Consider the following 25,363-nt stretch of genomic DNA (forward strand, 5'->3'; position numbering starts at 1 on the left):
TCAGTTCAGGCGCGGCGCCGCCGGCGGGGCAAATTTGCCGGTGACCTTGCCAGCGGCTTCCTTCGCGGCAGCCTTGATCCCGATCGGCTTTTGCGAGGCAGCCTTGGCGGGACGATCGGTGAACTTGTCCGACAGGCTCTGGAGGCGCAGGCGCTCCATCTTCTTGTCGAGCAGCGACATGGCAGCCACGCTGCCCGCCTCCACCTGGGCGACCATGGCCGCCATGTTCTTCATTTCGAGCTTGAGGCGGGCCGATGCCTTGCCGCCAAGCTCATGAAAATAATGGCGGTTCAGTGTCCGCACGGTGATCTGCAACGCGGCGGCGATAGCCTCTTCATCATGACCACAGGCAAGCGAAAGCTGCACAAAACGGCGGTTTTCTGCGGTTGGCACATGAGGCGGCCGCCCCTTCTTCCCGCGCGACGCCGGGATCGGGTCACCGAACAGGTCGACCACTCCGCTCAAAAATACGTCGCCCAAGAAAAAAATCCCTGAATGAGAGGGGCGGCGGTAATAGGGCCGCCGGACCCCTAGACTTTCGACCCACCCCCCATGTCCGACCCTGCGCCCGCGCCGCCCGCGCCGCCGCCGTCTTCTGCTGGTGATGGGTGAAGCAGAGCAGCTCGACGTTGCTCGCGTCGAGGTCCGCGCCGCCATCCTTCCGCTCGACGATGTGATCAGCGATGATCCGATGCGTCGGGGTCGGACAGCCTGCCCGCTCGCAGCGGTTGCCGCGCTCGCGCTTGATGTCCGCAACCAGCCCGCGCCACTCTGGCGAGGAGTAGAACCCTTCCGCCACCTTGGGCGCGGCCTTCACCTTCGCAGGCATCCCGCCGAGGCGGGAACCGAGAGCCTTCAGCTTTCCCATGATCGCGCCTGCAAATGACAACGCCCAGCGAGGCGGGGGGCCAGGCTGGGCGTTGTCGAGTTTAGGAGAGGATGCCTTGAACAGCCATAGGCCGTCCCCAAGCGTAGATAGCTATAGGCAGAAACAGGCCGAGAAGTGGACAAACTTAATTATCGGGCCGCAACTTATACCGTTTGACATGCAACAGCCCCGGCCAATCGGGCGTTCGCGGTCTTCACGACAGCACGCATGGACCGCTCATATCGCTTGCGCAGGCCGTGCGCGCCTAGCGTCAGCCCCATTGGGCGCAACAGCTTCATCCATGGCACGCGCTTCTCGCCCCGCGCAAGCGCGCCAATGGCCAGCGCGATCAGCCGCCGGTCATCGGGCTTCGCAGCCAGCACCCAGGCGAACGCCTCCTCCATCATGCCAATGTCCTTCCGCGTGGCAGGCAGCGGCTTCAAGGGAATGTCGGAGCTGTTGCCGAGATAGCCACGGGCATCATAGTCGCCCAGCTCCCGCTCGCGGATGATGTCCGGCCAGCTGGCCTTCACCCGCAGCCAGCCCGCTTCCCGGTCGGACAGCCGCTTCATGACCAGCATGGCTTCCACCAGGCGCTCTTCCACATCGGCAAAGCTATACAACCTCCCTTCCTCCCTCTCTTGGGAGGGAGATATGGGAGGAAGATACGTAATAATATCAGTAGTTTGTTCGTCGTGTGGGAGCATGGGAGGAATATCCTGATAATTCAGCGCGCGGGTGCGCGCATGTGTAACGCGCGTGTGCGTGCGCGCCCGTGGGATTTAGTCGAACTCCCTCCCAAGCTCCCGCAAGCTCCCAAACTCGCGGAAATCTGCGGAAAATGAGGATACGCAATCCTCCCGCAGTTGGGAGAGAGGGAGGGTCAAGGCGGTTGGCTGATCATGGTGGATGCTCGCATCAGGTCGCGTCAGGGGCGAGGGCAGAGGGGCAAAAGCACACGCCCTTATTTCCCCTCGTTAAGTTTCGTCGGATTGCCTCCCATGCTCCCACATGCTCCCGAAGTGGCGGAAAACTGCGAAAAACGATGGAAAGCAAACCTCCCGAAACAGGGAGCGTGGGAGGATCAAGGCGGCAGATCGTCATCATCGAAACTCACCGGAGGGAGTGCCGAGGGGGGCACGGGGGGCCTTCCGCCATCTGGAGGCGGCGCACCCGCCGGCAGACCCGCAGAAGGCTTGTCGGGATAGCGAGGTGCGGGCAAATCGCTCTCCACCGGTTTCCCATCGCAGACGAAGTCGATCGGATCGAAGCGCAGGGCAATGTCCTGCCACTTCATCGTGTTCGACTTGTTGATCTTGAAGCTCTTGCGCTCCATTTCCTGCCTGAGCTTCTTGGAAGACCACGGCTTCCCCGTCTGGGGAAGGTTCTCAGACCATGTCTGCCACGCCGCAAACACCTCATGCAGCGCCGTCGATCCGACGGTGTTGCCGGGGTCGCGGGCGACGCACATCGTCAGGAACTGGCCCAACAGGTCGTTGTCTTCATGATAGGCTTGGGTGGCTTCGATCATCGCCTCCGGCATCGTCAGGCCTTCGGAGAGATAGGCCAGCGCGCCCCGGATCATCTGATTGAGGATGCCCGACATTTCAGCCCGCAGCTTTGCCTTGAGCAGAGGATCTTGCTGATCCTTCGGAATGATGATGGTCCAGGGCACAACCTGCATGCGCCGACGGATGCCGAAGTCGGTGCCGATGCGCGGCAGATTGTTCGCCATCACGGTGTTGGTGAAGGTGATCAGCAGCTCAAAGGCGGGGCCATACAGCTCGCGCACGCCGCCGATCGGTTCGTCGGAGGTGAGCGACTTCACAAGGCCGTCGGAGAATTTTGAATTGTCCTCCGGCTCATTGGCATAGACCATGCGGCGACCGGCAAGCGCGGCCAGATGCGGCGATGGACCGCCGCCATTCCGCTTGAAGCCGGAATCCATGAACGTCTCAATGCCGGTCGCCCAGGCATAGTCACCAAGGATGTGCGCATGAGTCTGAACCCACACGCCCTTGCCGTTCGACCCCTCCCCGTAGAACAGCGCCATGACCTGGGCGTCAGCAATGCCGAGGGCATTGTAGCCCGACCAGCGCATCAGCCATTCGCGCATATCGTCGGGCGGCTGCACCTGGGCGAGAAAGGCATTGAACTGGGGACAGTCGGCCGCCGGATCATAACTCGCCTTGGCAATCTTCGTAATCTTGTCCTCACGCCTATGCTCACGCAACTCGACGCGCGCCGGCGTATCTCCGTCAGGGCGATGGAAGATCAGCGTGCCGTTCTGGACGTTCAGCGCCAGCGGCTCGGCGTCGAACTCCTCCGGCCGCGCGGAAAGGCGAGGCGGCGCGAGCTTGCGCAGACACTCAATATGGCCGCTGCTCTCCGAAGTGCGGCCCCACGCCGCCAGCTTGTCGGAAAACAGCACGATGTCGCCGTTGCTCTTCACTTGAAAGATGAAGTCGTGGCGCGGCCCGTCGTGGCGCGTCTTTCGGGCAAGGCTCCGCTGCAAATACCACATGGCGCTACGGCGAGCGTGGCGCTTTTCCTCCGCCTTCAGAAACTGCTTTTCAGCCCAGCCCGGCTCGCGCTCTTCAGTGTCATCAGGCTCCGCCTCCTCTTCGACCGAGTCGGCGTCCGGGTCGGGCAGATCGCCTTCCTCTGGCGGAAACGGCACACCGCTGGCGCGAATGAAGGCCGCTTCATCCTGTATCAGGCGCATCGTCTCCTGCGCCGCGCGGCCGAATAGGGCGTCCGCCATGCTCCGGTTCCAGCGGGTCCGGTCCCATGCGATGTAGCCGGGCGACGAGGAGCTTTCCGCCCACGCGGCGACGCAGAAGAAATCCTGCCCGTAGCGCGCAAGGAACCGTTCGAGGTTGCCTAGGTCGGTCATAGGGTACCGCGCGCATTTCAGCGTCAGCTCAGGGTCTATATCGTCCCCCAGCCCCTTTCGCTCGCCTATGGCCCTATCCCCTCCCGCTTGGGAGCGTGGTTCGCCATTATCAGTCGAAGGGGGAGGTGCGGAGGCAGAGGCAGAGGGCCGGGATGATCGATGCGGCCGCGCCGCGCGCTGGCGCGCGCGCGACGCGACGTTGGTTAGATCACGGGGAGTTGCCTCCCCGGCGGTCCAGCCGCTGTTGATGGTGGCGTGGAGTTGCTGCTCATCATCATCACCGGGATTGTCGCGGGCGGCCGCCTCGATCGCGGAGCGGGCGAACCGCGCATCGACCGCCGGGAAGGGCGTGGATTTGACCAGCGTGCCGATGTTGAACGCGCTTTCGTTCAGCTGAGCATTGCGCGCACCGGACGCGGCGGACCGGATCAGGCGGCACTCTTCCTCCAACGCCGACAGCCCGTATTTGCGGATAGCATCCTGCTCCGCCTGGGTCAGGTCGGCGGCACGGGGCGCTTCGGCCGAGGTGGACGTTTGCGGCACGGGCTGCGGCCGCTCGTTGGCAGGGGCAGTTTTCCTGCCCTTCGATCGCAGGATCTCCACAAGCGAGGCTGGCGCGTCCACGGGGTCATCATGCCGGTTCGATAGCCACTCATAGCGGCCCTCGCTGCCATCCTCATGATAGAGGATGCTGGGAGGGGCAACGACATAGCCGCCAAGCCCGCGCACATCGACATGCTTGGGTAGGTTGCCCCGGTTGCGGATCGGCTCCCCGCCGTCGTTCGGTTGCAGCAGGTAGACATGGACCCCGCCGCTCTGGGTCATCGCCGTCAGGCTCTTGGGCAGATCGCAACCCATCTGCTCGATCAGCGCCGCCTTAAGCGTGTCGAGCGTGAAAACCTCGCCCGTCGTCTCATCAATGCGCGGGTCGAAGTCCAGGGCGAACAGCCCGTTGCGCCCCATGGCGACGCCGATCATGGCGTTGGGCCATTTCTTCCACCATCCGGTGATGACCTGTTCGTCGGTGGTCGCATCCTTCACGCCGCTGCCGCCGTAAGGCGACTTGGCTTTCAGCTCGCGCTTCTTTCCGCCGAAAGTCTCGACGGTTTCGCTTTTCTCCCGGCATGGAAACACCGGCCAGCCCCGGCGGGCGTAGCTCAGCGCAGCTTGGCCGAGCGGTGACAATAGTGGTGCAGAGCGGTTCACAGTCAAAAAATTCCCCCCGGCAAAGCGCACCCGCTCCCGGTCAGTTGATCGTGCATATCATGGCGTCGCCGCAGGCTTGGCGAGCGCCTGCGGTTAGAAGGGCACTTCGTCGTCCAGGTCGGGCTGCTGATCATTGCCGGGGCGGCCGCGATCGGCGTCGGCACGGCCGCCCGCATCATCACGGCGACGGTCCATCAGGCCGAGCGCGCCGCCAAACTTCGGCACGATGATCTCGGTCACCTTGCGTTCCACCTGCTGCCGGTCGGTATAGCGGCGTGAGCGGATAGTGCCCTCCACATAGACGGCGCTGCCCTTGCGAAGATAGGACATGGCAGTTTTGCCGAGGGCTTCATTGAAGATCACGACACGATGCCACTCGGTCGCGCTCTTCCGCTCGCCGCTCCCCTGCTCCTTCCAATATTCGGTGGTGCCTACGCTCAGCGTGACGACCGATCCGCCACGCTGCATGTCGGCGCTCTTTGGATCTTCGCCGAGGAAGCCGATCAGCTGGGCCTTGTTCAGATTTGCAGTCACCACTTCGTTCCCTTGCCAGAGTTCCATTGCGCCGCTGCCGACTCCGGATCGGCATAGGCGTCTTCGATTTTGGGACTGCGGGCGCGGCAACCCGCGCACTCCACCCATGTCTCAATCGCATCCTCGGCGACGCGACAGGTCCGCACGCCGGGCATCCGGCCGCAGCGGCAGCGGTTGAGCTTGACCGTCATGCCGCGCGCTCCGCGAACAGGCCGCCGCCATTGGCGTCAGCCGCGAGCATGTGCGAATAGTCGGGATAGTCGCCGGGCCGCTCCAGCCGGCGGCGGCAGGGCGCGATCCAGCGCAGGCGCGTGTCGCGCTGCTCAAATCCACTGCCCAGCCAGACGAACCAGCAGTAGCTCGTGGCCGTGGACACGCGGGTGCCAGCCTTTTCAGCGAAGGGATCTAGGTCGCCGTATCGGATCAAGCGACCTTCCAGCATCGCTACGCGCTCGACAAATTGCAGCACATAGTCCGGCGGTGTTTTGTCGAAGAGCGTGGCGTAGCGATCCTGCCCTTCGAGGAATGCTCCCCGCAGCAGCATCGCCACGCCACGTCCCGCGACCCGTAGGCCTGTCTGGATGAAGGCCTCGGCTAATTTGAACGGTGGGTTGGTGATGACCCAGTCCGTCTGCGGCTCCATGCCGCCAGTGAAAGGGAAGTCGATCAGCTCATTGTCGCCATAGGCGTGAACATCGCTGGCGCGGACATCGGCGAAATATTCGCGCAGCGGCCGCACCATATGCAACTCGCCACATGCTGGCTCCCAGGCGCGCTGCAGCTCGATCGGCTCCTCCACGACATTCTCCAGAAACTCGCACAGGGCGCGCGTGGCGAATGGCGGCGTTGGGAAATAGTCAAGGCTGTCAGGCGCGACGCGGCGGCGCTGCATGACGGCGGTGGAGCGGTTCTGCCCGGTTACGCGGTCAGTCATGTTTACGCCGCCAGCCTTTCCAGCACCCGAACAACGGGATTGTGGCTGTAAAGCCCGAGCGTGCGCGCAAGCCGCGCCGCGCTGCGGGCATGCCCTTCGGCAAGCAGCTCACGCACCTGCGGTTCAATCTCGCGCACCACGGACGCATGAGAAGTGTAGCGACGGTCCTGCGGTTTGGCAGGCAGGGGCAGAATTCCCTTTACGATCCGCGTACCACCTTTCGCGGGCGAAGATCCGGGCAGCGGCTTGCCAAGGCGCTTGGCGATGTAATGGAGATTTTCATCGCCAGGCCCATGTTGACGGCGGCTTCGCTTCAGCTCCACATGGCCGGTCTGCGCCAGCTCATACAGCCGCCGAGTGACCTTGTTGGGCGTCAGAAAAGTGGCGCGGGCATAGACGATGGTCTCCCCCGCCTTGGCTTCCCGCAGCCACTTATCGAGCATGGATTCCGCGATGATCATGCCGCCACCGCCAGACCCGCGCGGCGGACATGCTGAATATGCGCGATGCCATCGGCTAGCGCAGCCTGCATCGCCTTGGCGGTGCTTTCGTCCAGACACAGCGACATGCCGCAGCCGGTCAGCACGAAGCCTTGGGGGAACCGGCTATCAGCGATCGGGTGGAATAGCCTCCCGGAAGGCAGCGGCCCGCCCAGTGCGCCAAGCGGCGGCAATTCGGCGGTGCGATCATCTGAAGGCACCGGGGCCGCATCCTGACAGGGGGATACAGGTGCGGCCGCCGGTGCCTTCTCATCCGCGCCAAGGGCCTGCGACGCGGATGATGTCGTGTCGGCCTCGATCTGGCCGAACATTTCGGGAAGAACGACGCCCTCGGTCATGTTGGCGAGGGCGAGGGCGAATTCATCGCTGGGCAGGACGTCGCCGATGAGAACCCGCTCAATCATTGTGCCGCTGTTCAGGGGATGAGTGCCCAGCTTGGGCTTCGCCACAAGCTCCTGATGCTCCATGATCCAATCGGCCAGGGCGAGCGAGCCGACGCTGCACAGGCGATCGTCCCAGTAGCCGCGATGCTTGACGGCGCAGGTGCCGATCAGGTCGCGGCCGCCACCCAGAGCGCCCCATCCGGCAGGCACGACGGCCTCGATCGAGAAATGACGATAGTTTGCGACATCCGTCATGCGTTCGCTCCCTTCAGTTTTGCGGTGAGTTTCAGGCGCAGCTGCGCCGAGGTGCGGTCCAGCCCATCCAGCTCGCGCAGAGCGGCGAGGGCCTCCTGTTCGGTGACATCGCGGCCGCCATCGCCAGTCGAGGCGACTGCTTCGGACACGGCGCGGGAAACATCGCCCAGCTCGCCAGCCAGCTCCGCGACCGTCAGCATCATGCCGTCCGCATCGTCGTCGCCCTGCGGCAGCGGCACGAACACGCCGCCGCGCCGCCGGCAGAGCCAGCTGGTGACATGCGGCCAGCCGGGCATTCCGACGGTGCGAGCTTCCAGGGCGTCGATCAGGTCGAGCGTGGGCGATTCGGCGACATTGGCGAGACCCATGTCACTAATCTTCTGCCGCCGGACGCCGGTCTCCTCTGCGGCCGCATCCTGACCGCCGAAGCTCTTCACCAAGGCTTTGAATGATGCTTTGCCAGACTGCTGTTCCGGCGTGAGGGCGAGGGACCGGCTCATGCGGCCAGCCCTCCGGGGGCACGGCGACAAATATTCACAACCAGGCTGTGAGCCGCGCCCCCTTCGGCTATCGTGCGGCTGTCACACCCAGCACGAAGGGACAGAAAATTGAACGATACCGCGTCGGAAGCCGTCACCGCCTTTTTCGTCGTCGCGGAGATCCTGCGCGAACTGGATGACCGGCTAGGCCCCGACTTCAGCCCGACGGTGCTACGGCGAGCGACCGCGCGCATCGATGATCTGCTTAAGGCGGAAAACGATGTCGACACGGCGAGCGGCGAGGCGCTGGCCGAAGGAATGGATTGGCTGAAGGGGATCATGCGGGAACCTCGCTCTTGAGGCGGGCGATCTCGCTCTCCATTGCCTGCACTTGCTGATAGAGCGCGGCGGTTCGCTGCTTTTCGGTGCAGAGGGCGGAGCCGATCGTCAGGAAGGCCGCACGTAGATCGGCCTCATCGGCCGCCGCATTCCCGATCATGGCGCAGGCCGCTTCGATGCGCTGAAGCTCGACCCGCTGCGCCTTCGGCGACGGGAAAGCGTTCGGTTCGTTGGCTTGGGCGGCTGCGCCCGGCAGCCATGCGATGGGCTTGAACCGCTGCATCACGCCGCCTCACTCTCGGGGGCGGCAAAGTTCCGCATTTTGCCGGGAGACGGCTCAGCATCTACAGGCGAAACATCATCACCATGAGCAGTAAGCCCATAGAAATCGTTCGGCGTGACATGACCGCCAGTCTCCCGGACTATCGCCGTCATAGTTTCGCGGTCGGGAATGCGTTCCCCATTAGCGTAGCGGCGCACCGCTTCGGCACTGCGCGCGATCGCGCCACCGAACTGACCGAAAGTCAGCCCTTCGCGGGCCAACCAATCCTGAAGCAGCATGTCATACCTCCGTATGACACCGATATGGTGTCGATCGCACCAATCTGTCAACACCAAATTGGCGTATGGGCGCTGCGCACCAAATTGGTGCAAGAGGCGGTATGACCATTGCCAACAACATTGCCGCTTTCCGCGAAGCCAAAGGCTGGGCGCGACCCGAGCTGGCGAAGCGCATGGATACGACGCCACAACAGGTCGAACGCTTGGAAAAGGGCCAGCGCGGCTTAACGACGGATTGGATTGAGAAAGCGGCCCGCGCTTTAGGCGTGCCAGTCGGGGATATCATCACGCCTGGTGCAGCCGGGACAGCAGCTGCTAGCGGCGAAGATTATCATCCGGCGCCTGACATACTGCCGACGCGAAACGCTTCTGCTGATGATGGAACGGCAGAAATCATCTCACTTAACCTTGCCCTTTCGATGGGGCCGGGCACTCTGATCGAGGAGATGATCGAGGAGGAAACGGTAAGGTGGGACATCGGCCTTCTGCGGTCACTCACGCGCACGCCATTTCAGCACATTCGGCAAGTGCGAGGTGTCGGCGACAGCATGGAACCCACGCTCCGCACGGCGGATCGGATACTGATCGATACTTCGGAACGAACTTTAACCCGTATGCACGGCATTTACTGGATTGATCACTTCGGGGCGCATGGCTTGAAGCGTCTCCGCGCGGCAGGGCAGGGCCGAATTGTCATCTCTTCGGACAACAAGGTTGCCGGCGGCCCAGACTTCGAGGTCGATGCCGACGAGTTGCGCATTCATGGCCGCGCAATTGGGACGTGGCGCGAGCTTTGAAGCGTCTATCCCTCGCCGTTGTTGGCGCTGATCACCCTAACAAAAAGGGGCCAACCCGCCGGTTTGAGATCGCGCTTTGCCTGCCCGGCGAGCCTGTCCATCTCGTGCCCGAGCCGAAGAACCCCGTCGACCCACAAGCGGTAGCGGTCTATTCGGACCGCCATATTCAGATCGGCTATATCCGAGCGGAACGCGCCCAGCTGATCGGCAGCGCACTGAGTCGCGGCGGCGTGAGCGCAATATTCCAAGAAAAGGCACAGTGGGGCGCGATCGTCCGAGCGCACTTGGATGGCACCGAGCCGGTGTTGCCGGAACCGAACGATTCCCGCGCTTTCGACTGGCCTCCGCCGGGATCGGAAGATGCCGACTGGTGGCCAGACGAGATCTACCCCGACGACTGACACCATATCGGTGTTGACATGTAACACCGATATGGTGTTTAAGGCCTCCCGTCACCAACCGGGAGGCATCTATGTCCCACATCGAACTGAACACGGACCGAGCGCTGCTCGACGCGCAGCAGGCTGAGGCCAACGCACTCGCCTACATGATCGTATCGCTTACAGCGCTGTTGCTGGCCGTCGCGCTCGTTGCATGGGCAATCTGGGCATGAGCGGCGCACACCTTTCGTCGCTCGGCATGGCCGGGCTGCACCTCGAAATGGTGTCGGGCCATGTCGCCAGCCTTGCGGCACGTGCATCGCAGAACACGGGGCTGATCGGCCAATATTCCGAGGAACTCGAAAACCAGTCGATCGCGCGCGACGCGTTCCGCGCCGAACTGGAGCGCGTCACGGGCCTGCCGGCCGATCTGATCGAGCGGAGGCTGTCGCTATGATCGTCGACAACTTCGCAGGCGGCGGTGGCGCATCCACCGGCATTGAGGCCGCGCTGGGCCGCGCCGTCGACCTCGCCATCAATCACGATGAGCAGGCCATTCAGATGCACGAGGTCAACCACCCCGGCACCCGCCACATCCGCAATAATATCTGGCAGATCGACCCGCGCGAGGTGACAGCTGGGCAGCATGTCGAGCTGGCGTGGTTCAGCCCCGACTGCAAGCATTTCAGCAAGGCGAAGGGCGGCAAGCCGCGCGAGAAGTCGATCCGCGACCTCGCATGGGTCGTGGTGCTGTGGGCGCAGCGGGTGAAGCCCGATGTCATCCTGCTGGAGAATGTCGAGGAGTTCCGCACCTGGGGGCCGCTCTGCGATGAGGGTAAGCCGATCAAGGAACGGGCGGGCGAGACGTTCGACAAATGGCAGCGCGAACTGCGCAAGGCCGGTTACAAGATCCAGTGGAAGGAGCTGCGCGCTTGCGACTACGGCGCGCCCACCATCCGCAAGCGCTTCTTCATGATCGCCCGCGCCGACGGCAAGCCTATCGTCTGGCCCGCGCCGACGCATGGCAAACCGGGATCGCCCGATGTCGAGAGCGGCAAGCTGCTGCCATGGCGCACCGCCGCCGAAATCATCGACTGGACGATTCCCTGCCCGTCGATCTTCGACCGCAAGAAGCCGCTGGCCGAAAAGACCCTGCGCCGGATTGCCCACGGCATCATGAAGTTCGTCGTCAACAACCCGACGCCCTTCATCGTGCCGCTGACCCACCACGGTAGCTCTGGGCGGTCCTATGGCCTGTCCGATCCGCTGCCCACAGTGACAGGCGCGAACCGGGGCGAAATGGCGCTGGTGTCGCCCCACATCACCAAGTTCCGCTCTGGCGCAGTCGGCCACGGTGTCGATGAACCGATGCACACGGTCACGGCTAACAGCTTCGTGAAGCGCCCCGGCGGCTCCGCACCGCTGGGCTTGGTCGAGGCGGCCCTGTCGCCCTTTGCCACCTATGCCCAGCAGGGCGGCGCCAACCGGCCCGCCGATGAGCCGATGCACACCGTCACGGCGTCGAATAAGGATCAGAACTGCATCGCCGCAGCCCATCTGGTTCATGTCGGGAACGGCGAGCGCGCTGGGCAGGCGCCGCGCGCCATGGACGGGGAAAAGCCGCTGGGCACGGTCGTCGCCGGCGGCACAAAGCATCATGCCGTGATGGCCTTCATGCAGAAGTTCGCGCAGAACGGCAAAGGCTCCGACCCAGGCGACCCGCTGCACACCGTCATGGCAGGCGCACCGCGCCACGCCGTCATCTGCGCCCATATCGAGCAGGCCAACGGCGGCCCCAACAATGAGAACCTCGCCGGTCGCGCGGCCAATGATCCGCTGTCGACCGTCGCCACCAGCGGCTCGCAGCAGCGCGTCGTCACTTCCAACCTGCTGAAGCTGCGCGGCACCTGCCGGGACGGCCAGCCCACGGACGAACCGCTGCACACGATCAGCGCCGGCGGCACCCACATGGCGGAGGTCCGCGCCTTCCTCATCAAATATTACGGCAACGAGCCGGACGGGTCGGGCCTATCCAGCCCACTCGGTACGGTTACGGTGAACGACCGCTTCGGCCTGGTCACCGTCATGGTCGAGGGCGAGGAATATGTGATCGTCGACATCGGCATGAGGATGCTGACGCCGCGCGAGCTGTTCAACGCGCAGGGTTTCCCGCCCGATTACATCATCGAGCACGACGCCCACGGCCTGCCCATCACCAAAACTGCCCAGGTCGCCAAGTGCGGCAACAGCGTCTGCCCGCCGATCGCGGAAGCGCTGGTGCGCGCTCAGTTCCCGGCGGAGGTCAGTCGGATTGAAGCGGCGGCAGCATGAACGGCCTCACAAGCTATGTCCCGCTCGCTGATGAGGCTGCCGCGGCGGTGAAACGGCGCGAGGCGCAATTTCCGGAACTGATCGTCGCCGGAAAAATATCGGGCGAACAGGCCGCGCAGGAAATTCGCGTCTGGCGGTCCATTGCTTCGGATTGGCACTGGGTCGTGTCGCTGGAGCGGCGAGACGCAGAACCAGCAACGCTGGAGGAGAAGGTCGCTGCGCTGGAGGAGAGCTGCCGCCGTGCGGAACGCGCGCTGCGCAAGGCTTTTGCGGCGGCGGACAGCAGCGTGCGCACCGCATGGCAGCGGGAAATGCCGATCGCGCTCATCGCCGACCGATACGGCGAGGCCGCTGCCCCATTCCTGACCGAGTGGGACCGCTACTGGCGCTTCGCGGATCTGTTCACATGGTATCGCCGCGATCTACCCGGCAGCGACCGCTATGGCATCGCTCATTTTGTTGAGCGGCATATCCAGACCGCGCGCCAGATGAGGGCTGCCGCATGAACGCCCCGGCTCGCATCAACAAGGCCCGCGATCCGGCATTGATCGCATTTGTAGAGGCACTTGCGCGGGCGCAGGTTGCAAGAGACATTGCCGCCCTTCGCGCCGCGCGAGGAGGCGGCCTGAATGGAGATAGCGATGCGGACGGTCATCTACGCCCGGTTCAGCAATGAAAATCAAAACCCTCGGTCCACGGCCGATCAGATAGCCCTCTGTCGCCAGCGCGCTGAGCAGGAAGGCTGGACGATTGTCGGCACGTTCGAAGATGCGGCCATCTCCGGAGCCGCCGGGATTGGCGAAGATCAGCGGCCCGGTCTGAATTCGATGATGCGCATGGTCGAGGCCGGCGGCGTCGACCAGGTGCTTGCCGAGTCAACCGACCGCATATCGCGCCATGTCGCAGATGCCCACAATTTGCGCGAACGCATCGAGTTTGCTGGCGCGCGCCTTTTCACACTGTTCGACGGCACCGTTACCCCCATGATCGGCCTGGTGAAGGGCTTCATGGATGCGCAGTTCCGCACGGATCTCGCAAAGCGCGTGCGGCGTGGCCAGATCGGCACGGTGAAGCAGGGCAGGGCCAGTGGCGGCATTCCATATGGCTATGTCCAAGCGAACAAGCTGGATGACAAGGGCGGCGTCATTCGCGGCCTGCGCGAGATCGACCCGGAAAAAGCAGAGATCGTTCGCCGCATCTTCACGGAATATGCAAGTGGCAAAAGCCCTTTCGCCATCGTGCGCGATCTGAATGGGGAAGGGGTGCCCGGCCCTCGAGGCAAGCTGTGGCACAGCACCGCGCTACACGGTGAGAAGAACCACAAGCGCGGTATTCTCCGCAATGAAATCTACATCGGCATTTTGACCTACGGCCGCAGCCGTCAGGTTGTGAATCCACAGACCCGTCGGCGCCTCATGCGTTACAACAGCGAAGAGGAAGTCATGCGCGTGCCAGTGCCCGACATGCGCATCATCGATGATGAGCTGTGGCACAAGGTGCAGGAACATCTGGAAGCCAACAGCACCCTACAGCCTAGTCGTGCGCGGCGACCAAAGCATATCCTATCCAAGCTATCATTCTGCGGCGTATGCGGTGCCGATTTCGTCCGCACAACGAGCAATCATTGGGGATGCAGCGTCAAGCGCTATGGCGGCGCGTGCACCAACAATCGGCTGATCAGGACCGACGATTTCGAGCGGCGGGTGCTGGCAGACCTAAAGGCGGGCATGCTCGCGCCCGACTTGGTCAGCGCCTATGTCCGCGAATACCACCGCGACTTCGCACGAGCCGCCGCCGACCTCGGCCGTGATCGAGCAAAGATCGAACGTAAGCTGGAGGAAGCGCAGCGACGCAAGGGCCGCATGCTGAAGGCCTTCGCAGATGGCGGCAGCGAATTCGATGAAATCCGCGAAATGCTTGCCAATGCGCGCAAGGATGTCGATCAGCTCACGCGCGAACTGGCGAACATGGATGCCGTGCCCACGGTCCTCACGCTCCACCCGCACATGGAGGAAGTTTACAGACGCCAAGTTGAGGAGCTGGATCAGGCCCTAGCAGCACCCGAAGCAAGGCTTGAGGCAGTCCCCCGCTTGCGGGCAATGATTGCCCGCGTCGTAGTGCATCCTAATTTGGAGAAGAAGCGCGGCGTCATCGTGGAAGTCGTGCGCCAGATGGATGAGATCCTTGCGATGGCGACTGGGGCGGAGCGCCTGCGCCGATAGGCGCGCTGCAATCGACGATTTCACCGTGAACCGGGACACGAAAAACCCCGCCGTTGAGGGCGGGGTCAAAAATTATCCGCTGTCAAAACGACTAGTGGGAATGCCGCAGGCCGTAAGCCGCCCGGAAAGTGGAAGCTGTGACGGAACTACGCACTCCCTTACGAGCTGCCACTATTAGCGGGAGGGATACTCCCAGCAGGATAGCATTTATGCACGCCATGGGGACGTTCGCCGCCGCCACAGAGACGAAGAAATGGAAGGCCAATTCGCCCGCTCGCGGGTCTTTGCTCATCCAGTGCTTGCTGCCATTGACGTCGCGCTTCAGCGCAACATCGCTTAGCAAGCCAATGATGGCGATCGGCAGAAGAACGCCAACCTTCCAAGACATGGCGGTATCTAGCAGGAAGTCCACGCGGTCGATGTCGGCTTGATTCGCGCGCTTGTCGTGCTGCAATTCAGCCGCAAGGACCAGCATCCGCTTGCGCGACCGATGGGCAGCAGCCTGTGCGAGAAGCGAGATCGCGACATAGCCGACCATGATCGCCAAAATGGGCCAAATCCCTGCGATGATGTCGAAAAAGGTCATGCCAGCTTATCTCGCACAATCGGGTTGATACAATCTGAACGCATTACCGCTTGCCTCGTTTCCTTCGGTTTTCCTCTCTGACTTGCGCCAGGTCAGACCTCAGTTTCCAGCTCACGGCATATTTGAGCCCGTACAGTATCAGCCAACATCCATAGCAGATGGGTAACGCTCCGTCATGCGTCAATGCATATTGCTTGGCCTGATCGAACGGCTTGCTGAATTCGGCCATAAGCGCCACGAAGCCAAGGATCGCTGCAAACGATCCATGAAACTTGACGGTGAACTTCCTGAACTCACTATGCCCGTCTTCACATTTCAAAGGCGCGCCCCCCGGCGTTGCGTGTGGCGGCCTTTACAGCCTAGGTCGTCATTCTGCAATAATCTCGGTCGCTAGGGAATTACGCTAATGCACCGTGTCTTTCGGCAAATTCGTCACAGTAATGGTTGGCTATCGAACGCGACCACCAGCCGCCTTCACCGGGAAGCGGCAGAACGGGAAGTTGCACTAGCTGGAACCGATCGATCATGAGGTCGAACAGCCGGATTTCGTCGGGATGCACGACATCCTCGGCATCATGGAGAACTACCGCCTTGAACCGCGCGCCGGAAAGGTCTTCCTGCGTCACCATTGTTCGCCACAGCAGGTTTAGGCAGTCGGCTTTGGTTGTCGGGCCGGGGCGTTCATTGACACACAGGATCAGTCGATCGTCCCCGTCCGCGACTTTCGTTACTGCCGCCAACGTCCCCGGATCATTCGGGTAACCGCCCACGAAGATGCGGTAATCGCCATCGGACCATTGGCCAAGTGCATTGCGAAGCATGGGGCCGATGACCTCTGCCTCTCCCCATGCAGGGATGAAGACGGCGATTCGTCCTGGCGTTTCAGAAGGTGGCAAGGTGGCTGTCGTCATGCGCGTGTGACGCGAATAGACAGTCAGGTTGCGCCACCACCGCCGAACCAGAAACATGATATCGACAAGGAAATCATCGACCCCGCCGATGGCCAGGCCGACCACCGCGAACAGCAATATTTCCTGGTGAATAATCGCCAATACCGCCGTCAGCGATTGCGCCATTTGCCCACGCCCCCATTTGCCCGTTGCGGCCAGTGGCAAAAGTTGTTGGGAATTCATAGCCTTGTCGCGCGAATTTTTTCGCGAAGGGCGCGGCGCGCGGTGCAGTTTCCGTTCAAACGGTTCTTCGCCGCGTTGGGCCGAATCGCCTGTGAGCAGGGACGCTGCTATGGTCACGAATTGCCGGTACGATGACTCGACATAAGATCGTGGCACCTTGAGCAGTCTCTTGGAGCGATAAGGTAGGAGGGCGTGAATGACCGGAGATATGGATGTCAATTATCTCCTGCACAGGCAGCAGGTTTCCTTGATACGCGCTCAGATGAGCCGGTCGAAGAAAGGGCGCGCGGCCTATGAGGGTCTGGCGCGCGGTTATACAGATCAGATAGACGCCTATCGTGAGGAAAATGCGCGGATGGTGAACATCCCCCATTGATGGCTGCGCTTCGGGTACGGAACCCCGATATGAGGCCGTGCTCATTTATCCCCTGTTCAGGGTTTGGCCGCCATGACGCGTGGATGGTCAACCTATCTCTTCGCGCCCTCACCGTTGCTCTGCCCGCCGGAGCGTTGCTTTTGTCTTCCTGTGCTACCGTGTCGCCCGAATCGCGATTGCGAACTGGCTTGGTCGAGGCAGGGCTTTCGCCGCGAATGGCGCGATGCATGGCCGAGCGGATGATGGATCGGCTGAGCCTGATCCAGTTGCGGCGGGTGCAGTCGCTGGCGTCGATCCGCAAATCACGCATGGAGGATATGACGGTCGATCGGTTCCTCTACAAGGTGCGGGCGCTGGAGGATCCTGAGATATTCATGGTCACCAGCAAGGCGGCGATTATGTGTGCTATTTCGTGAAGGAAATGGTGAATTGAACGGGATTTCCGGAATCGATTTTGCAATTTTGCAAAGTTGATTTGCGAAATCGGTCTGGCGTCCCCCGGCCGGCTGTGCTTTAGCGCCGCCATCAGCTTTTCAGGCGAAAGGACGGGCCGGGCCCATGAACATTCACGAATATCAGGCGAAGGAACTGCTGGCGAAATATGGCGCGCCGATCGCCGCCGGCTACGCCGCTTTCTCGGTCGATGAAGCCGTTGAGGCCGCCAAGAAGCTCCCCGGACCGCTCTATGTCGTAAAGTCGCAGATCCACGCTGGCGGTCGCGGCAAGGGCAAGTTCAAGGAACTTGGTCCCGACGCGAAGGGCGGCGTCCGTCTGGCCTTCAACCTGGACGAGGTGAAGGCCCACGCCACCGACATGCTGGGCAATACGCTGGTCACCATCCAGACCGGCGAAGCGGGCAAGCAGGTCAACCGCCTGTATGTGACCGACGGCGCCGACATCGCCAAGGAATTCTATCTGGCCCTGCTGGTCGACCGTGGCAGCAGCCGCATCGCGTTCGTCGTATCGACCGAAGGTGGCATGGACATTGAAGAGGTCGCCCATTCGACGCCTGAAAAGATCCACACCTTCACCGTCGATCCCGCAGCAGGTTTCCAGCCGCACCACGGCCGTTCGGTCGCCGCTGCGCTGGGCCTGACCGGTGATCAGGCGAAGCAGGCCGCGAAGGTCGCCTCCTCGCTCTACGCCGCGTTCCTTGATACCGACGCCGAGCAGATCGAAGTCAACCCGCTGGCGCTGACCGAGCAGGGCAACCTGCTGGTGCTCGACGCCAAGGTCGGTTTCGACGGCAACGCGATGTTCCGCCACAAGGACATCGCCGAACTGCGCGACCTGACCGAGGAAGATCCGGCGGAAGTCGAAGCCAGCGAATATGACCTGGCATACATCAAGCTGGACGGTAACATCGGCTGCATGGTGAACGGCGCGGGCCTGGCCATGGCGACCATGGACATCATCAAGCTGAACGGCGAATTCCCCGCCAACTTCCTGGACGTCGGTGGCGGCGCTTCCAAGGAGAAGGTGACCGCGGCCTTCAAGATCATTCTGAAGGACCCGGCGGTGAAGGGCATTCTCGTCAACATCTTCGGTGGCATCATGAAGTGCGACATCATTGCCGATGGCATCGTCGCCGCCGCCAAGGAAGTTGACCTGTCGGTTCCTCTGGTCGTTCGCCTGGAAGGCACGAACGTCCAGCAGGGCAAGGACATTCTGGCATCGTCGGGCCTGGCGATCGTCCCCGCGGACGACCTGGGTGATGCGGCCAAGAAGATCGTGGCGGAAGTGAGGAAGGCAGCCTGAGGCACTTTCCGGCCATTTAATCAGACACCATGGGCGCAGGCGGTCTTTTTGAGGGCCGCCTGCGTCCTTGTCCGCATATGCGGGCGATGGCGTGAAACCGAAAGGATGTTGCGATGAAGATCCTTGTGCCCGTGAAGCGGGTCATTGACTATAATGTGAAGCCTCGGGTGAAGGCGGACGGGACGGGCGTTGATCTGGCGAACGTCAAGATGAGCATGAACCCGTTCGACGAGATCGCGGTCGAGGAAGCCATCCGCCTGAAGGAGAAGGGCGTGGCGACCGAGGTGGTTGCGGTGTCGATTGGCGTTGCCAAGGCGCAGGAAACGCTGCGCACGGCGCTGGCCATGGGCGCGGACCGCGCGATCCTGATCCAGACCGACGATGAAGTCGAACCGCTGGGCGTCGCCAAGCTGCTCGCCAAGGTGCAGGAAGAGGAAGGCGCTGGCCTGATCATCCTGGGCAAGCAGGCGATCGACGACGACAGCAACCAGACCGGCCAGATGCTGGCGGCTCTGCTGAACCTGCCGCAGGGCACCTTTGCGTCGAAGGTCGAGGTCGAGGGCGACAAGGTCAGCGTGACCCGCGAGGTCGATGGCGGCCTGGAGACGGTGAAGCTGAACGTCCCGGCTATCGTCACCACCGACCTGCGCTTGAACGAGCCGCGCTATGCTTCGCTGCCCAACATCATGAAGGCGAAGAGCAAGCCGCTTAGCACCAAGACGCCCGCCGATTATGGCGTGGACATCGCGCCGCGTCTGGAGACGCTGAAGGTTACCGAACCGGCCGCGCGTTCGGCTGGCGTCAAGGTGGCCGATGTCGATGAACTGGTCGCGAAGCTGAAAGCTCTGGGCGTCGCTGCCTGACCATCATTCCAAGCCTGTTCGGGCTGAGCCGGTCGAAGCCCTTCGACACGCTCAGGGCGAACGGGGATAGAGGATCGAGAATATGAAGACTCTGGTATGGGTTGAACATGAGGGCGGCGCCGTCAAGGACGCGACCCTTTCCGCCGTCACCGCTGCTGCGAAGCTGGGTGAAGTGCATCTGCTGGTCGCTGGCGCTGGCGTCGGCGGCGTTGGTGAAGCTGCTGCCAAGATCGCTGGCGTGGGCAAGGTCCATGTCGCCGACGACGCGGCCTTTGGCCATGCGCTCGCTGAAAATGTCGCGCCGCTGATCGCCGATCTGATGGGTAGCCATGACGCCTTCGTCGCGCCTGCCACCAGCAACGGCAAGAATATCGCGCCGCGCGTCGCGGCTCTGCTGGACGTGATGCAGATCAGTGACATATTGTCGGTGGAGAGCGAAGACACCTTCACGCGTCCCATCTATGCGGGCAACGCCATCGCGACCGTCAAGTCGAAGGACGCGAAGAAGGTCATCACCGTACGCGGCACCGCTTTTGAAAAGGCGGAGCGTGAGGGCGGTTCGGGCGCGGTGGAAGCCGTGTCGTCGACCGGCGACAAGGGTCTGTCGAGCTTCGTCGGCGCTGAGATCGCCAAGCAGGAGCGTCCGGAACTGACCTCTGCGAAGGTGATCGTGTCGGGCGGCCGTGCGCTGAAGGATGGCGAGACGTTCGAGCAGGTGATCTTCCCGCTGGCCGACAAGCTGGGCGCGGCGGTTGGCGCGTCGCGCGCTGCCGTTGACGCGGGTTACGTGCCCAATGACTATCAGGTCGGCCAGACGGGCAAGATCGTTGCGCCGGAAGTCTATATCGCGGTCGGCATTTCCGGCGCGATCCAGCATCTGGCGGGGATGAAGGACAGCAAGACCATCGTCGCCATCAACAAGGATGAGGATGCGCCGATTTTCCAGGTCGCGGACATCGGCCTGGTGGGCGACCTGTTCAAGGTCGTGCCGGAATTGACGAGCAAGCTGTAAGGGATTTTAGCTCCGTTCGAGCCGGGCTGGTCGATGGCCGCATGGGCCATGGGTAAGGCTGGGGCGAACGGCGTGGGAATACATAGTTTGCAGAAAGAGGGCGCGGCCGTTGGTCGCGCCCTTTTCATTGTCATTCGCAGCGTATGTCATTGCGATCGATGGCGCGGCCCGCCAGCGCGCCGCCGCCTGCGCCCAAAATGGTGCCGAGCGTTTTCGAGCCGCCCGGTGCGATGATGTTGCCCAGGACGCCGCCCGCGATCGCGCCGACAATCGTGCCGGTGGTGCCATCGTCGCGCTTGCAATAATAGCGGCCGTCGGCGTCGCGATAGATATAATCATTTTCGCCAATCGGGCGGCCTGAATAATAGGGGCCGGGGCCGGACGGACGATCATAGCCGTAGCGGTCGCCATAGCGGTCCGACGTACAGGCGGCGAGCGGCAGCGCCAGCAGCGCGGCAGCGATAAGGGGGGTGCGCATTCATCTCTCTCCTCATTTTATCCCGCTCTGGCGACAACCCCTGACAGGGCAGGAAGTTGCGTGACCGGAACGGTTAGCGGAGAGGCGGGAGAATGGTGGAAAATAGTCCGCCCGCCACAACGCCGCGAAAGGGGGGGAAACGCGGAGCCGGGCGGGCGTTGCCAGCGGCCAGAGGGATTAGCCGCCGGAACTGGAATTTTTAAACGATCGGCCGGTCAGCTGGCGAGTGGCGACGTCGATGCCGAGGGGGTGTGACGCGGCGCGCTGGGCGTGACCGAAGGTGAAAGGTCGCTGCTGCCAAGCGTGCTGGCGTTGCCCGTCCGATGGGACAGGTCATCGCGCGCCTGATTATAGCGGGAGACAAGGTCTTCCTTGAACTCGGTCAGCTTGCCTTCGTCATACAGCTTCTTGCCGACATAGCCGGCGATGGCGCCGAAAATCAGAGTACGGATCATTTTGTCTCGCTCCTTGCGATTGGACTTGCCAGGATTTGCAAGGATAACCGGCAGAGCGGCGTTGGGTTCCGGACCCATTCGGGTAATCGACAGGGCGAGGACAGGAGGCGATGGGAAGTCGCGTCCGCGCGGTCAGACCTGCTCTGCGGCCTTTGCCGTGGCGGCTTCGCGGCGGGCGCGATTGGTGTCGGCGATATCCTGACGCTGGGCCATGGCGAGGAAGGCTGCTTCCGACCGCAGGCAGCGATAGCGGACATTGTCCAGGGTCGCGGCGTCGGCGTCGCGACGGGCCTGGGCGGCGAGGCCGTGATAGTCGGGATGGGACATGGGCTTTGCTCCCTTGCTGAAAAACGGATGCCGCCGGGAGGCAGGCCGGGCGCCGCATCATGCAGCGTCCGGCCCGATCGAATTATTGCGCGTGCGCGATATTCACGGCAGCCATCTTGCCGCGACCGTCCTGCTCCAGATCATAGGAGACGCGGTCCTTTTCGCGCAGCGTGGCCAGGCCAGCGCGCTCAACGGCGGTGATGTGGACGAATGCGTCCGGGCTGCCGTCATCGGGAGCGATGAAGCCATAGCCCTTGTCGGCGTTGAAAAATTTGACGGTTCCGACGATGCTCATGGGTATTTCCTTCTTCGTGCGGCGCGTCCCGTGTGGACGGGCCTTGCGCTAGAGGGGCAGGGAAAGAAGGAAGTTTGGTGCCGCAAAGCGCCGAAAGACCGTCGATTTGCGACTGTAGCAGGGGCTGTATAGGGCAAGGGGCGCGCAATAGCAAATCGGACGGGAAAGGGGATCGCGTGCGCGAGCCTGTCAGCCCACCTCCGTCAGCGCCGCGAAGCCGAAAAAGGCGTCGCGGGCGCGGGCGGCGGCGGCTTCATAGGGGCGGCGCTGCGCTTCCTCCAGCAGGCTGAGAGCTTCGCTTTCCTGTGGAGTGAGGTCGCGCTCATAGGCGTCAATGTCGTAGATGTCGCCGCTCTCTTCACCGTCGAAGCCGGGTGGGGCGGGATAGTCGGTGCGCCAGGCTTCGCGCTCCTCATCCCACCATGCGCCGCGCAGGCGGGCGGCGGCTTCATCGGGCGGAAGGGTGGCGCGATCGACGATTGGAGGGCGAAGTTCACACCGTTCATGGGAGGGGTGGGGATCGGCCCTTTTGCTGTCCTGCAACGCCATGCGCGCGGCGATGAAGAGGGCGGCGGAGGCTCCGGGAGAGAGGGCGGTGGCGGTGGCTTCGATGCGGTCGGGGAGGGCGGGATCGAGCGCGGCGAGATCGGCCAGGGCGGCTTCGTCCATATCGGGTGCGTCGGGGTGCGCGGGGGCGGGGCCGGGCTGGTCCGCCTGATCCGCTATCCGGTCTTCCGGGCAGATGAGGTCGAGAAAGGCGGCGAAATCCTGCGCGACGACGCGGGCGAGCGCGGCGTCGGAGCCTTCCGGTGGGTTGTCGGCCATACGGTCGAGGCGGGAGAGCATCGACATGGCGAGGCGGTTGTCGTGGCGGCGGCGGGTGATGGTGTCTTCGTCCTTGTGGATCACTTCCTCATGGCCGGTTAGGGCGCGGGCGAGCAGTTCGTCGGCGAGGCGCGCGCGGGCGATGAGGATGGCCGCGTCCCAGCCAAGGCGAAAGGCCGCGCCGTCGCGGCGGATGCGCAGGGCATAGGCGGCGCGGGTGCTGATCTGCGCGGCGTCGCAGGCGGAGCGGATGATGCCGGTGGCGGCGAGGGTTTCAAGGAAGTGCCGCTGCCGCGCGGGGCTCCAGCCGTCGGCGCGGACTTGATCGGCGGCCGTGGGGAGGGAGGAGAAGTGGTAGGACATGGCAAAGCTCCTTTTTATGGGAGGGTTTGCCCGGGAGGGTATAACAGGTGAGGGGTTGTAGGACAGAACAAAATGGGAACGGCGGTGGCGTCAGGGATATTGTTGCCGGGTGTGTTTGACGGTCAATATTTCTATGACGTCGGCTCCGACGCGGTAGACGAGCATGTAATTGGGGGTGACGAGGGCTTCCCGCGTCTCGGGGACACGACCGGCGCGATACATGTAGGGATGATCGGCCAAGCGAGTGGCGGTATATTCCAGCAGTTCTGCAAGGCGAGCGGCAGCGGCGGGATTGCGATCAGAGATATAGTCGATGATGCGCCGCGCATCCTCGCGCGCGATCGGGCGCCAAATAACGTGCGGCATCAGACGTGCTTGGCTTTCTTCGCCTCAATGATCGCGCGCAGTTCCGCCATGACCTGATCGTGCGGGATGCCGGGCCGGGGATCGGCCAAGGACGCCTCCACCTGTGCGCGAAACCAGGCGTCATAAGCCTCGGCTTCCTCGGTCGTCGCGAACTCGGACTCGATGGGGGTGAGTTTGGTCATCGAGAGAATATATCAATCACGCCCCATCAAACCAAGTTGATTAAGGTTTGGGACTGTTTGCCAGATGCAGTGCCTTGTCGATAGAGTCCAGATATGAGAGGGCGCTGAGCGTTGGACAAATAGCGTAGTGCCTCGCAATTGCTGGACTTAGTGCTGTACGTTTCATGGAAGACGCCGTCGCGGCGAAGGGGGAAAAATGGCCATTTTGGATGAAGTCGCTGCATGGAAGCTGGAGGCCGCAGACGAGGATTCAAAGCGATATTTCTACCACATTGGCGAGGTTCGTGATCTTGAGAATGGTAGCAAATCTTATGTAATAGGACGAAAAGGAACTGGCAAAACCGCAATATGTAAATACTTTGAAACTACAGAGGACTATAATAGGTTTTGTATAAAGCTGTCATTTAAGGAATTTCCCTTCAACCTGCTATATGGATTGGAGGACAAGGATTATACTCGTCCCAGCCAATATATTTCTCTCTGGAAATATTTCATATATAATTCAATTCTGAAAATGATGGCCACGAATGCTGCCGTTGATAGCTCTACTCGAGGGCGCCTGTCAGCTATCTATCCTACTGACTCCTTTGACTATATGTCTTCTGTGATCCAGAAATGGACAAAAAAATCTATGGGACTGGCGATTTTGGGCGTGTCTGGTCAATCAGCTACAGATCGACAAATTCAAAAGCTCGAAGATATCTGGCAGGAACTTATTCCTGCAATGGAAAAAATAATAACAGATCATGTTGATGGTTCGAAATACTACGTCGTATTTGATGAGCTAGATGAGGACTACCGAAATTACTGGGAGGAAGATTCTAGAAGCAAATATATATCATTGGTAACAAGCCTATTTAAGGCAGTTTCTAACGTAAAAAGAGTTTTTTCAGAGCGGAATATTGGTATCCACCCAATAGTTTTTCTGCGAGATGATATCTACGAGCTTTTATCTGATCCTGATAAAAATAAGTGGGAAGACCAAAAAATCTCTCTTAATTGGAAAAGGGAGAAAATTAAGCATATGCTTGGGTTTAGAATATCAAGGTCATTTGATGAGCATTCTGACTATTTCAATTTTGACATTATGTTTCCTAGAATTTTACAACATAAAACCGTTAATTTAAACAGCAATAGGATCGTTAATGTATTTGACTTCATTTATGAATTAACTCACTCGCGGCCGAGAGATTTTGTCAGATTTCTGCGAGATTGTGCGAAGTCATCGATCGAACAGGGTCACAAGCTTATAACCAGTGACACCGTGAGGGGCATTGACAGCGAATACTCCAATCATTTGCGTCAAGAATTGATTAACGAGGTGAGTGGAGTTATTCCTGACATAAATAACATTTTGTCAGTAATAGGCGCTACTCACAATCAGAGATTCTCACCCGATAAGTTTATAGAACTAATAGAGAACTACGCTAAAAGTAACGACTGTGATAATTACACCAAGAATTTGGGTCCATTATACATCGCAAAAATTCTATTTCATTTCAGCATAATTGGTAATGCTCCCAGATCCTCAGGAAACAGGCCGGTTTATAAGTTTCAAAGGGAATATCTCACCCTGAACAATAACGAGCCGATCGTTGTGCATAGAGGGTTGTTGAGGACGTTAGGGCTGCAATGATATAAGAAGGAGGCTTCGCTGCG

Annotated in this window: 35 protein-coding genes and 1 pseudogene; 15 read left to right on the forward strand and 21 right to left on the reverse strand. The window is 61.5% G+C overall.

What is annotated here, in order from left to right:
* The 10 genes from B6S01_RS12685 to B6S01_RS12730 form a co-directional block, all read right to left on the reverse strand.
* Positions 1-480, reverse strand: coding sequence for a hypothetical protein (locus B6S01_RS12685; RefSeq protein WP_051908174.1), 480 nt, complete (start codon positions 478-480; stop codon positions 1-3).
* Positions 437-868, reverse strand: a complete 432-nt coding sequence (locus B6S01_RS12690) for an HNH endonuclease signature motif containing protein (protein ID WP_081570401.1) — start codon at positions 866-868, stop codon at positions 437-439. Before B6S01_RS12690 ends, B6S01_RS12685 begins: the two co-directional genes overlap by 44 nt.
* A gap of 164 nt (positions 869-1,032) precedes the next feature.
* Complete coding sequence (locus tag B6S01_RS12695) at positions 1,033-1,491, reverse strand: hypothetical protein (RefSeq protein ID WP_094182617.1); 459 nt, start codon at positions 1,489-1,491, stop codon at positions 1,033-1,035.
* A gap of 461 nt (positions 1,492-1,952) precedes the next feature.
* Positions 1,953-4,970 (reverse strand): phage/plasmid primase, P4 family, encoded by a 3,018-nt coding sequence (locus B6S01_RS12700; RefSeq protein WP_169802867.1) that lies wholly within the window; start codon positions 4,968-4,970, stop codon positions 1,953-1,955.
* A gap of 93 nt (positions 4,971-5,063) precedes the next feature.
* Positions 5,064-5,504 carry a single-stranded DNA-binding protein gene (gene ssb, locus B6S01_RS12705; protein WP_037464237.1) on the reverse strand — a complete coding sequence of 147 codons (441 nt, stop codon included), beginning with the start codon at positions 5,502-5,504 and terminating at the stop codon, positions 5,064-5,066.
* Positions 5,501-5,695, reverse strand: coding sequence for a hypothetical protein (locus B6S01_RS21075; RefSeq protein ID WP_037464137.1), 195 nt, complete (start codon positions 5,693-5,695; stop codon positions 5,501-5,503). The genes ssb and B6S01_RS21075 overlap by 4 nt, the downstream gene beginning before the upstream one ends.
* Positions 5,692-6,438 (reverse strand): hypothetical protein, encoded by a 747-nt coding sequence (locus tag B6S01_RS12715; protein ID WP_197053209.1) that lies wholly within the window; start codon positions 6,436-6,438, stop codon positions 5,692-5,694. The genes B6S01_RS21075 and B6S01_RS12715 overlap by 4 nt, the downstream gene beginning before the upstream one ends.
* A 2-nt stretch (positions 6,439-6,440) precedes the next feature.
* Positions 6,441-6,899: a hypothetical protein gene (locus tag B6S01_RS12720; RefSeq protein WP_037464140.1), complete on the reverse strand. Its 459-nt coding sequence runs from the start codon at positions 6,897-6,899 to the stop codon at positions 6,441-6,443.
* Positions 6,896-7,576: a hypothetical protein gene (locus B6S01_RS12725; protein ID WP_037464144.1), complete on the reverse strand. Its 681-nt coding sequence runs from the start codon at positions 7,574-7,576 to the stop codon at positions 6,896-6,898. The genes B6S01_RS12720 and B6S01_RS12725 overlap by 4 nt, the downstream gene beginning before the upstream one ends.
* The gene (locus tag B6S01_RS12730; RefSeq protein WP_037464145.1) at positions 7,573-8,076 is read right to left on the reverse strand and encodes a phage regulatory CII family protein; all 504 of its coding nucleotides are present in this window, start codon (positions 8,074-8,076) and stop codon (positions 7,573-7,575) included. Before B6S01_RS12730 ends, B6S01_RS12725 begins: the two co-directional genes overlap by 4 nt.
* Positions 8,077-8,184: 108 nt before the next feature.
* On the opposite strand from B6S01_RS12730, the gene B6S01_RS12735 reads away from it, so the two are divergent.
* Positions 8,185-8,415: a hypothetical protein gene (locus tag B6S01_RS12735; RefSeq protein WP_037464146.1), complete on the forward strand. Its 231-nt coding sequence runs from the start codon at positions 8,185-8,187 to the stop codon at positions 8,413-8,415.
* Here the strand turns inward: B6S01_RS12735 and B6S01_RS12740 are convergent.
* The gene (locus B6S01_RS12740) at positions 8,393-8,677 is read right to left on the reverse strand and encodes a hypothetical protein (protein ID WP_037464148.1); all 285 of its coding nucleotides are present in this window, start codon (positions 8,675-8,677) and stop codon (positions 8,393-8,395) included. The two genes, B6S01_RS12735 and B6S01_RS12740, sit on opposite strands and share 23 nt — an antisense overlap.
* A complete protein-coding gene (locus B6S01_RS12745; protein ID WP_051908178.1) occupies positions 8,677-8,955 on the reverse strand; it encodes an XRE family transcriptional regulator in 279 nt (92 codons plus the stop codon). The genes B6S01_RS12740 and B6S01_RS12745 overlap by 1 nt, the downstream gene beginning before the upstream one ends.
* Before the next feature lie 101 nt (positions 8,956-9,056).
* On the opposite strand from B6S01_RS12745, the gene B6S01_RS12750 reads away from it, so the two are divergent.
* From B6S01_RS12750 to B6S01_RS12775, 8 genes are all read left to right on the forward strand, one after another.
* Complete coding sequence (locus B6S01_RS12750; RefSeq protein ID WP_037464150.1) at positions 9,057-9,752, forward strand: helix-turn-helix domain-containing protein; 696 nt, start codon at positions 9,057-9,059, stop codon at positions 9,750-9,752.
* A complete protein-coding gene (locus tag B6S01_RS12755; protein WP_157704819.1) occupies positions 9,749-10,153 on the forward strand; it encodes an HIRAN domain-containing protein in 405 nt (134 codons plus the stop codon). The genes B6S01_RS12750 and B6S01_RS12755 overlap by 4 nt, the downstream gene beginning before the upstream one ends.
* Before the next feature lie 71 nt (positions 10,154-10,224).
* The gene (locus B6S01_RS21080) at positions 10,225-10,365 is read left to right on the forward strand and encodes a hypothetical protein (RefSeq protein WP_156103337.1); all 141 of its coding nucleotides are present in this window, start codon (positions 10,225-10,227) and stop codon (positions 10,363-10,365) included.
* Positions 10,362-10,589: a hypothetical protein gene (locus B6S01_RS12760; protein WP_062793066.1), complete on the forward strand. Its 228-nt coding sequence runs from the start codon at positions 10,362-10,364 to the stop codon at positions 10,587-10,589. The genes B6S01_RS21080 and B6S01_RS12760 overlap by 4 nt, the downstream gene beginning before the upstream one ends.
* Positions 10,586-12,463: a DNA cytosine methyltransferase gene (locus B6S01_RS12765; protein ID WP_051908180.1), complete on the forward strand. Its 1,878-nt coding sequence runs from the start codon at positions 10,586-10,588 to the stop codon at positions 12,461-12,463. The genes B6S01_RS12760 and B6S01_RS12765 overlap by 4 nt, the downstream gene beginning before the upstream one ends.
* Positions 12,460-12,969, forward strand: a complete 510-nt coding sequence (locus B6S01_RS12770; protein WP_037464154.1) for a hypothetical protein — start codon at positions 12,460-12,462, stop codon at positions 12,967-12,969. The genes B6S01_RS12765 and B6S01_RS12770 overlap by 4 nt, the downstream gene beginning before the upstream one ends.
* Entirely contained in the window at positions 12,966-13,139 is a 174-nt protein-coding gene (locus B6S01_RS21085; protein WP_156103338.1) for a hypothetical protein, read from the forward strand. The genes B6S01_RS12770 and B6S01_RS21085 overlap by 4 nt, the downstream gene beginning before the upstream one ends.
* Positions 13,093-14,685, forward strand: a complete 1,593-nt coding sequence (locus tag B6S01_RS12775) for a recombinase family protein (protein ID WP_231567970.1) — start codon at positions 13,093-13,095, stop codon at positions 14,683-14,685. The genes B6S01_RS21085 and B6S01_RS12775 overlap by 47 nt, the downstream gene beginning before the upstream one ends.
* Before the next feature lie 91 nt (positions 14,686-14,776).
* On the opposite strand, the gene B6S01_RS12780 is transcribed toward B6S01_RS12775, so the two are convergent.
* Positions 14,777-15,271, reverse strand: a complete 495-nt coding sequence (locus B6S01_RS12780) for a hypothetical protein (RefSeq protein WP_037464156.1) — start codon at positions 15,269-15,271, stop codon at positions 14,777-14,779.
* Positions 15,272-15,681: 410 nt separating this feature from the next.
* Positions 15,682-16,347: pseudogene (locus tag B6S01_RS12790) on the reverse strand (glycosyltransferase); the annotation flags it as partial.
* 253 nt (positions 16,348-16,600) lie between these two features.
* Between B6S01_RS12790 and B6S01_RS12795 the strand changes: the two are divergent.
* The 5 genes from B6S01_RS12795 (at position 16,601) to B6S01_RS12815 (ending at position 20,413) form a co-directional block, all read left to right on the forward strand.
* Complete coding sequence (locus B6S01_RS12795; protein ID WP_037464161.1) at positions 16,601-16,780, forward strand: hypothetical protein; 180 nt, start codon at positions 16,601-16,603, stop codon at positions 16,778-16,780.
* 83 nt (positions 16,781-16,863) lie between these two features.
* Complete coding sequence (locus B6S01_RS12800) at positions 16,864-17,196, forward strand: hypothetical protein (RefSeq protein WP_037464162.1); 333 nt, start codon at positions 16,864-16,866, stop codon at positions 17,194-17,196.
* A gap of 142 nt (positions 17,197-17,338) precedes the next feature.
* Entirely contained in the window at positions 17,339-18,538 is a 1,200-nt protein-coding gene (gene sucC / locus B6S01_RS12805) for an ADP-forming succinate--CoA ligase subunit beta (RefSeq protein WP_037464165.1), read from the forward strand.
* Positions 18,539-18,651: 113 nt separating this feature from the next.
* Entirely contained in the window at positions 18,652-19,401 is a 750-nt protein-coding gene (locus B6S01_RS12810) for an electron transfer flavoprotein subunit beta/FixA family protein (protein ID WP_037464168.1), read from the forward strand.
* Between the two features lie 82 nt (positions 19,402-19,483).
* Positions 19,484-20,413, forward strand: coding sequence for an electron transfer flavoprotein subunit alpha/FixB family protein (locus tag B6S01_RS12815; protein ID WP_037464170.1), 930 nt, complete (start codon positions 19,484-19,486; stop codon positions 20,411-20,413).
* Between the two features lie 130 nt (positions 20,414-20,543).
* Here B6S01_RS12815 and B6S01_RS12820 read toward each other — a convergent pair whose 3' ends face one another.
* The 7 genes from B6S01_RS12820 to relB form a co-directional block, all read right to left on the reverse strand.
* Positions 20,544-20,891, reverse strand: a complete 348-nt coding sequence (locus tag B6S01_RS12820) for a glycine zipper 2TM domain-containing protein (protein ID WP_037464172.1) — start codon at positions 20,889-20,891, stop codon at positions 20,544-20,546.
* A gap of 215 nt (positions 20,892-21,106) precedes the next feature.
* Entirely contained in the window at positions 21,107-21,346 is a 240-nt protein-coding gene (locus tag B6S01_RS12825) for a hypothetical protein (protein WP_037464259.1), read from the reverse strand.
* 132 nt (positions 21,347-21,478) lie between these two features.
* Complete coding sequence (locus tag B6S01_RS12830; protein WP_037464175.1) at positions 21,479-21,673, reverse strand: hypothetical protein; 195 nt, start codon at positions 21,671-21,673, stop codon at positions 21,479-21,481.
* A gap of 82 nt (positions 21,674-21,755) precedes the next feature.
* A complete protein-coding gene (locus B6S01_RS12835; protein WP_037464177.1) occupies positions 21,756-21,968 on the reverse strand; it encodes a cold-shock protein in 213 nt (70 codons plus the stop codon).
* A 189-nt stretch (positions 21,969-22,157) separates the two neighbouring features.
* Entirely contained in the window at positions 22,158-23,156 is a 999-nt protein-coding gene (locus B6S01_RS12840; RefSeq protein ID WP_037464180.1) for a hypothetical protein, read from the reverse strand.
* A 90-nt stretch (positions 23,157-23,246) separates the two neighbouring features.
* Positions 23,247-23,522, reverse strand: coding sequence for a type II toxin-antitoxin system RelE/ParE family toxin (locus B6S01_RS12845; protein ID WP_037464182.1), 276 nt, complete (start codon positions 23,520-23,522; stop codon positions 23,247-23,249).
* Positions 23,522-23,704 carry a type II toxin-antitoxin system RelB family antitoxin gene (gene relB / locus B6S01_RS12850; RefSeq protein ID WP_037464184.1) on the reverse strand — a complete coding sequence of 61 codons (183 nt, stop codon included), beginning with the start codon at positions 23,702-23,704 and terminating at the stop codon, positions 23,522-23,524. The genes B6S01_RS12845 and relB overlap by 1 nt, the downstream gene beginning before the upstream one ends.
* Before the next feature lie 196 nt (positions 23,705-23,900).
* On the opposite strand from relB, the gene B6S01_RS12855 reads away from it, so the two are divergent.
* Positions 23,901-25,340, forward strand: a complete 1,440-nt coding sequence (locus tag B6S01_RS12855) for a P-loop ATPase, Sll1717 family (RefSeq protein ID WP_037464187.1) — start codon at positions 23,901-23,903, stop codon at positions 25,338-25,340.
* Positions 25,341-25,363: the final 23 nt, after the last annotated feature.

It is taken from the genome of Sphingobium herbicidovorans, from assembly GCF_002080435.1.
Taxonomy (GTDB): domain Bacteria; phylum Pseudomonadota; class Alphaproteobacteria; order Sphingomonadales; family Sphingomonadaceae; genus Sphingobium; species Sphingobium herbicidovorans.

Bases quoted from the DNA above. Each gene is read 5' to 3' on its own strand.
- B6S01_RS12690 (WP_081570401.1), bottom strand. From the start codon at position 868: ATGGGAAAGCTGAAGGCTCTCGGTTCCCGCCTCGGCGGGATGCCTGCG.
- B6S01_RS21075 (WP_037464137.1), bottom strand. From the start codon at position 5,695: ATGACGGTCAAGCTCAACCGCTGCCGCTGCGGCCGGATGCCCGGCGTG.
- B6S01_RS12715 (WP_197053209.1), bottom strand. From the start codon at position 6,438: ATGACTGACCGCGTAACCGGGCAGAACCGCTCCACCGCCGTCATGCAG.
- B6S01_RS12720 (WP_037464140.1), bottom strand. From the start codon at position 6,899: ATGATCATCGCGGAATCCATGCTCGATAAGTGGCTGCGGGAAGCCAAG.
- B6S01_RS12725 (WP_037464144.1), bottom strand. From the start codon at position 7,576: ATGACGGATGTCGCAAACTATCGTCATTTCTCGATCGAGGCCGTCGTG.
- B6S01_RS12730 (WP_037464145.1), bottom strand. From the start codon at position 8,076: ATGAGCCGGTCCCTCGCCCTCACGCCGGAACAGCAGTCTGGCAAAGCA.
- B6S01_RS12740 (WP_037464148.1), bottom strand. From the start codon at position 8,677: ATGCAGCGGTTCAAGCCCATCGCATGGCTGCCGGGCGCAGCCGCCCAA.
- B6S01_RS12745 (WP_051908178.1), bottom strand. From the start codon at position 8,955: ATGCTGCTTCAGGATTGGTTGGCCCGCGAAGGGCTGACTTTCGGTCAG.
- B6S01_RS12750 (WP_037464150.1), top strand. From the start codon at position 9,057: ATGACCATTGCCAACAACATTGCCGCTTTCCGCGAAGCCAAAGGCTGG.
- B6S01_RS21080 (WP_156103337.1), top strand. From the start codon at position 10,225: ATGTCCCACATCGAACTGAACACGGACCGAGCGCTGCTCGACGCGCAG.
- B6S01_RS12760 (WP_062793066.1), top strand. From the start codon at position 10,362: ATGAGCGGCGCACACCTTTCGTCGCTCGGCATGGCCGGGCTGCACCTC.
- B6S01_RS12765 (WP_051908180.1), top strand. From the start codon at position 10,586: ATGATCGTCGACAACTTCGCAGGCGGCGGTGGCGCATCCACCGGCATT.
- B6S01_RS12770 (WP_037464154.1), top strand. From the start codon at position 12,460: ATGAACGGCCTCACAAGCTATGTCCCGCTCGCTGATGAGGCTGCCGCG.
- B6S01_RS21085 (WP_156103338.1), top strand. From the start codon at position 12,966: ATGAACGCCCCGGCTCGCATCAACAAGGCCCGCGATCCGGCATTGATC.
- B6S01_RS12775 (WP_231567970.1), top strand. From the start codon at position 13,093: ATGGAGATAGCGATGCGGACGGTCATCTACGCCCGGTTCAGCAATGAA.
- B6S01_RS12780 (WP_037464156.1), bottom strand. From the start codon at position 15,271: ATGACCTTTTTCGACATCATCGCAGGGATTTGGCCCATTTTGGCGATC.
- B6S01_RS12795 (WP_037464161.1), top strand. From the start codon at position 16,601: ATGACCGGAGATATGGATGTCAATTATCTCCTGCACAGGCAGCAGGTT.
- B6S01_RS12800 (WP_037464162.1), top strand. From the start codon at position 16,864: ATGGTCAACCTATCTCTTCGCGCCCTCACCGTTGCTCTGCCCGCCGGA.
- sucC (WP_037464165.1), top strand. From the start codon at position 17,339: ATGAACATTCACGAATATCAGGCGAAGGAACTGCTGGCGAAATATGGC.
- B6S01_RS12810 (WP_037464168.1), top strand. From the start codon at position 18,652: ATGAAGATCCTTGTGCCCGTGAAGCGGGTCATTGACTATAATGTGAAG.
- B6S01_RS12815 (WP_037464170.1), top strand. From the start codon at position 19,484: ATGAAGACTCTGGTATGGGTTGAACATGAGGGCGGCGCCGTCAAGGAC.
- B6S01_RS12820 (WP_037464172.1), bottom strand. From the start codon at position 20,891: ATGCGCACCCCCCTTATCGCTGCCGCGCTGCTGGCGCTGCCGCTCGCC.
- B6S01_RS12825 (WP_037464259.1), bottom strand. From the start codon at position 21,346: ATGATCCGTACTCTGATTTTCGGCGCCATCGCCGGCTATGTCGGCAAG.
- B6S01_RS12830 (WP_037464175.1), bottom strand. From the start codon at position 21,673: ATGTCCCATCCCGACTATCACGGCCTCGCCGCCCAGGCCCGTCGCGAC.
- B6S01_RS12835 (WP_037464177.1), bottom strand. From the start codon at position 21,968: ATGAGCATCGTCGGAACCGTCAAATTTTTCAACGCCGACAAGGGCTAT.
- B6S01_RS12840 (WP_037464180.1), bottom strand. From the start codon at position 23,156: ATGTCCTACCACTTCTCCTCCCTCCCCACGGCCGCCGATCAAGTCCGC.
- B6S01_RS12845 (WP_037464182.1), bottom strand. From the start codon at position 23,522: ATGCCGCACGTTATTTGGCGCCCGATCGCGCGCGAGGATGCGCGGCGC.
- relB (WP_037464184.1), bottom strand. From the start codon at position 23,704: ATGACCAAACTCACCCCCATCGAGTCCGAGTTCGCGACGACCGAGGAA.
- B6S01_RS12855 (WP_037464187.1), top strand. From the start codon at position 23,901: ATGGCCATTTTGGATGAAGTCGCTGCATGGAAGCTGGAGGCCGCAGAC.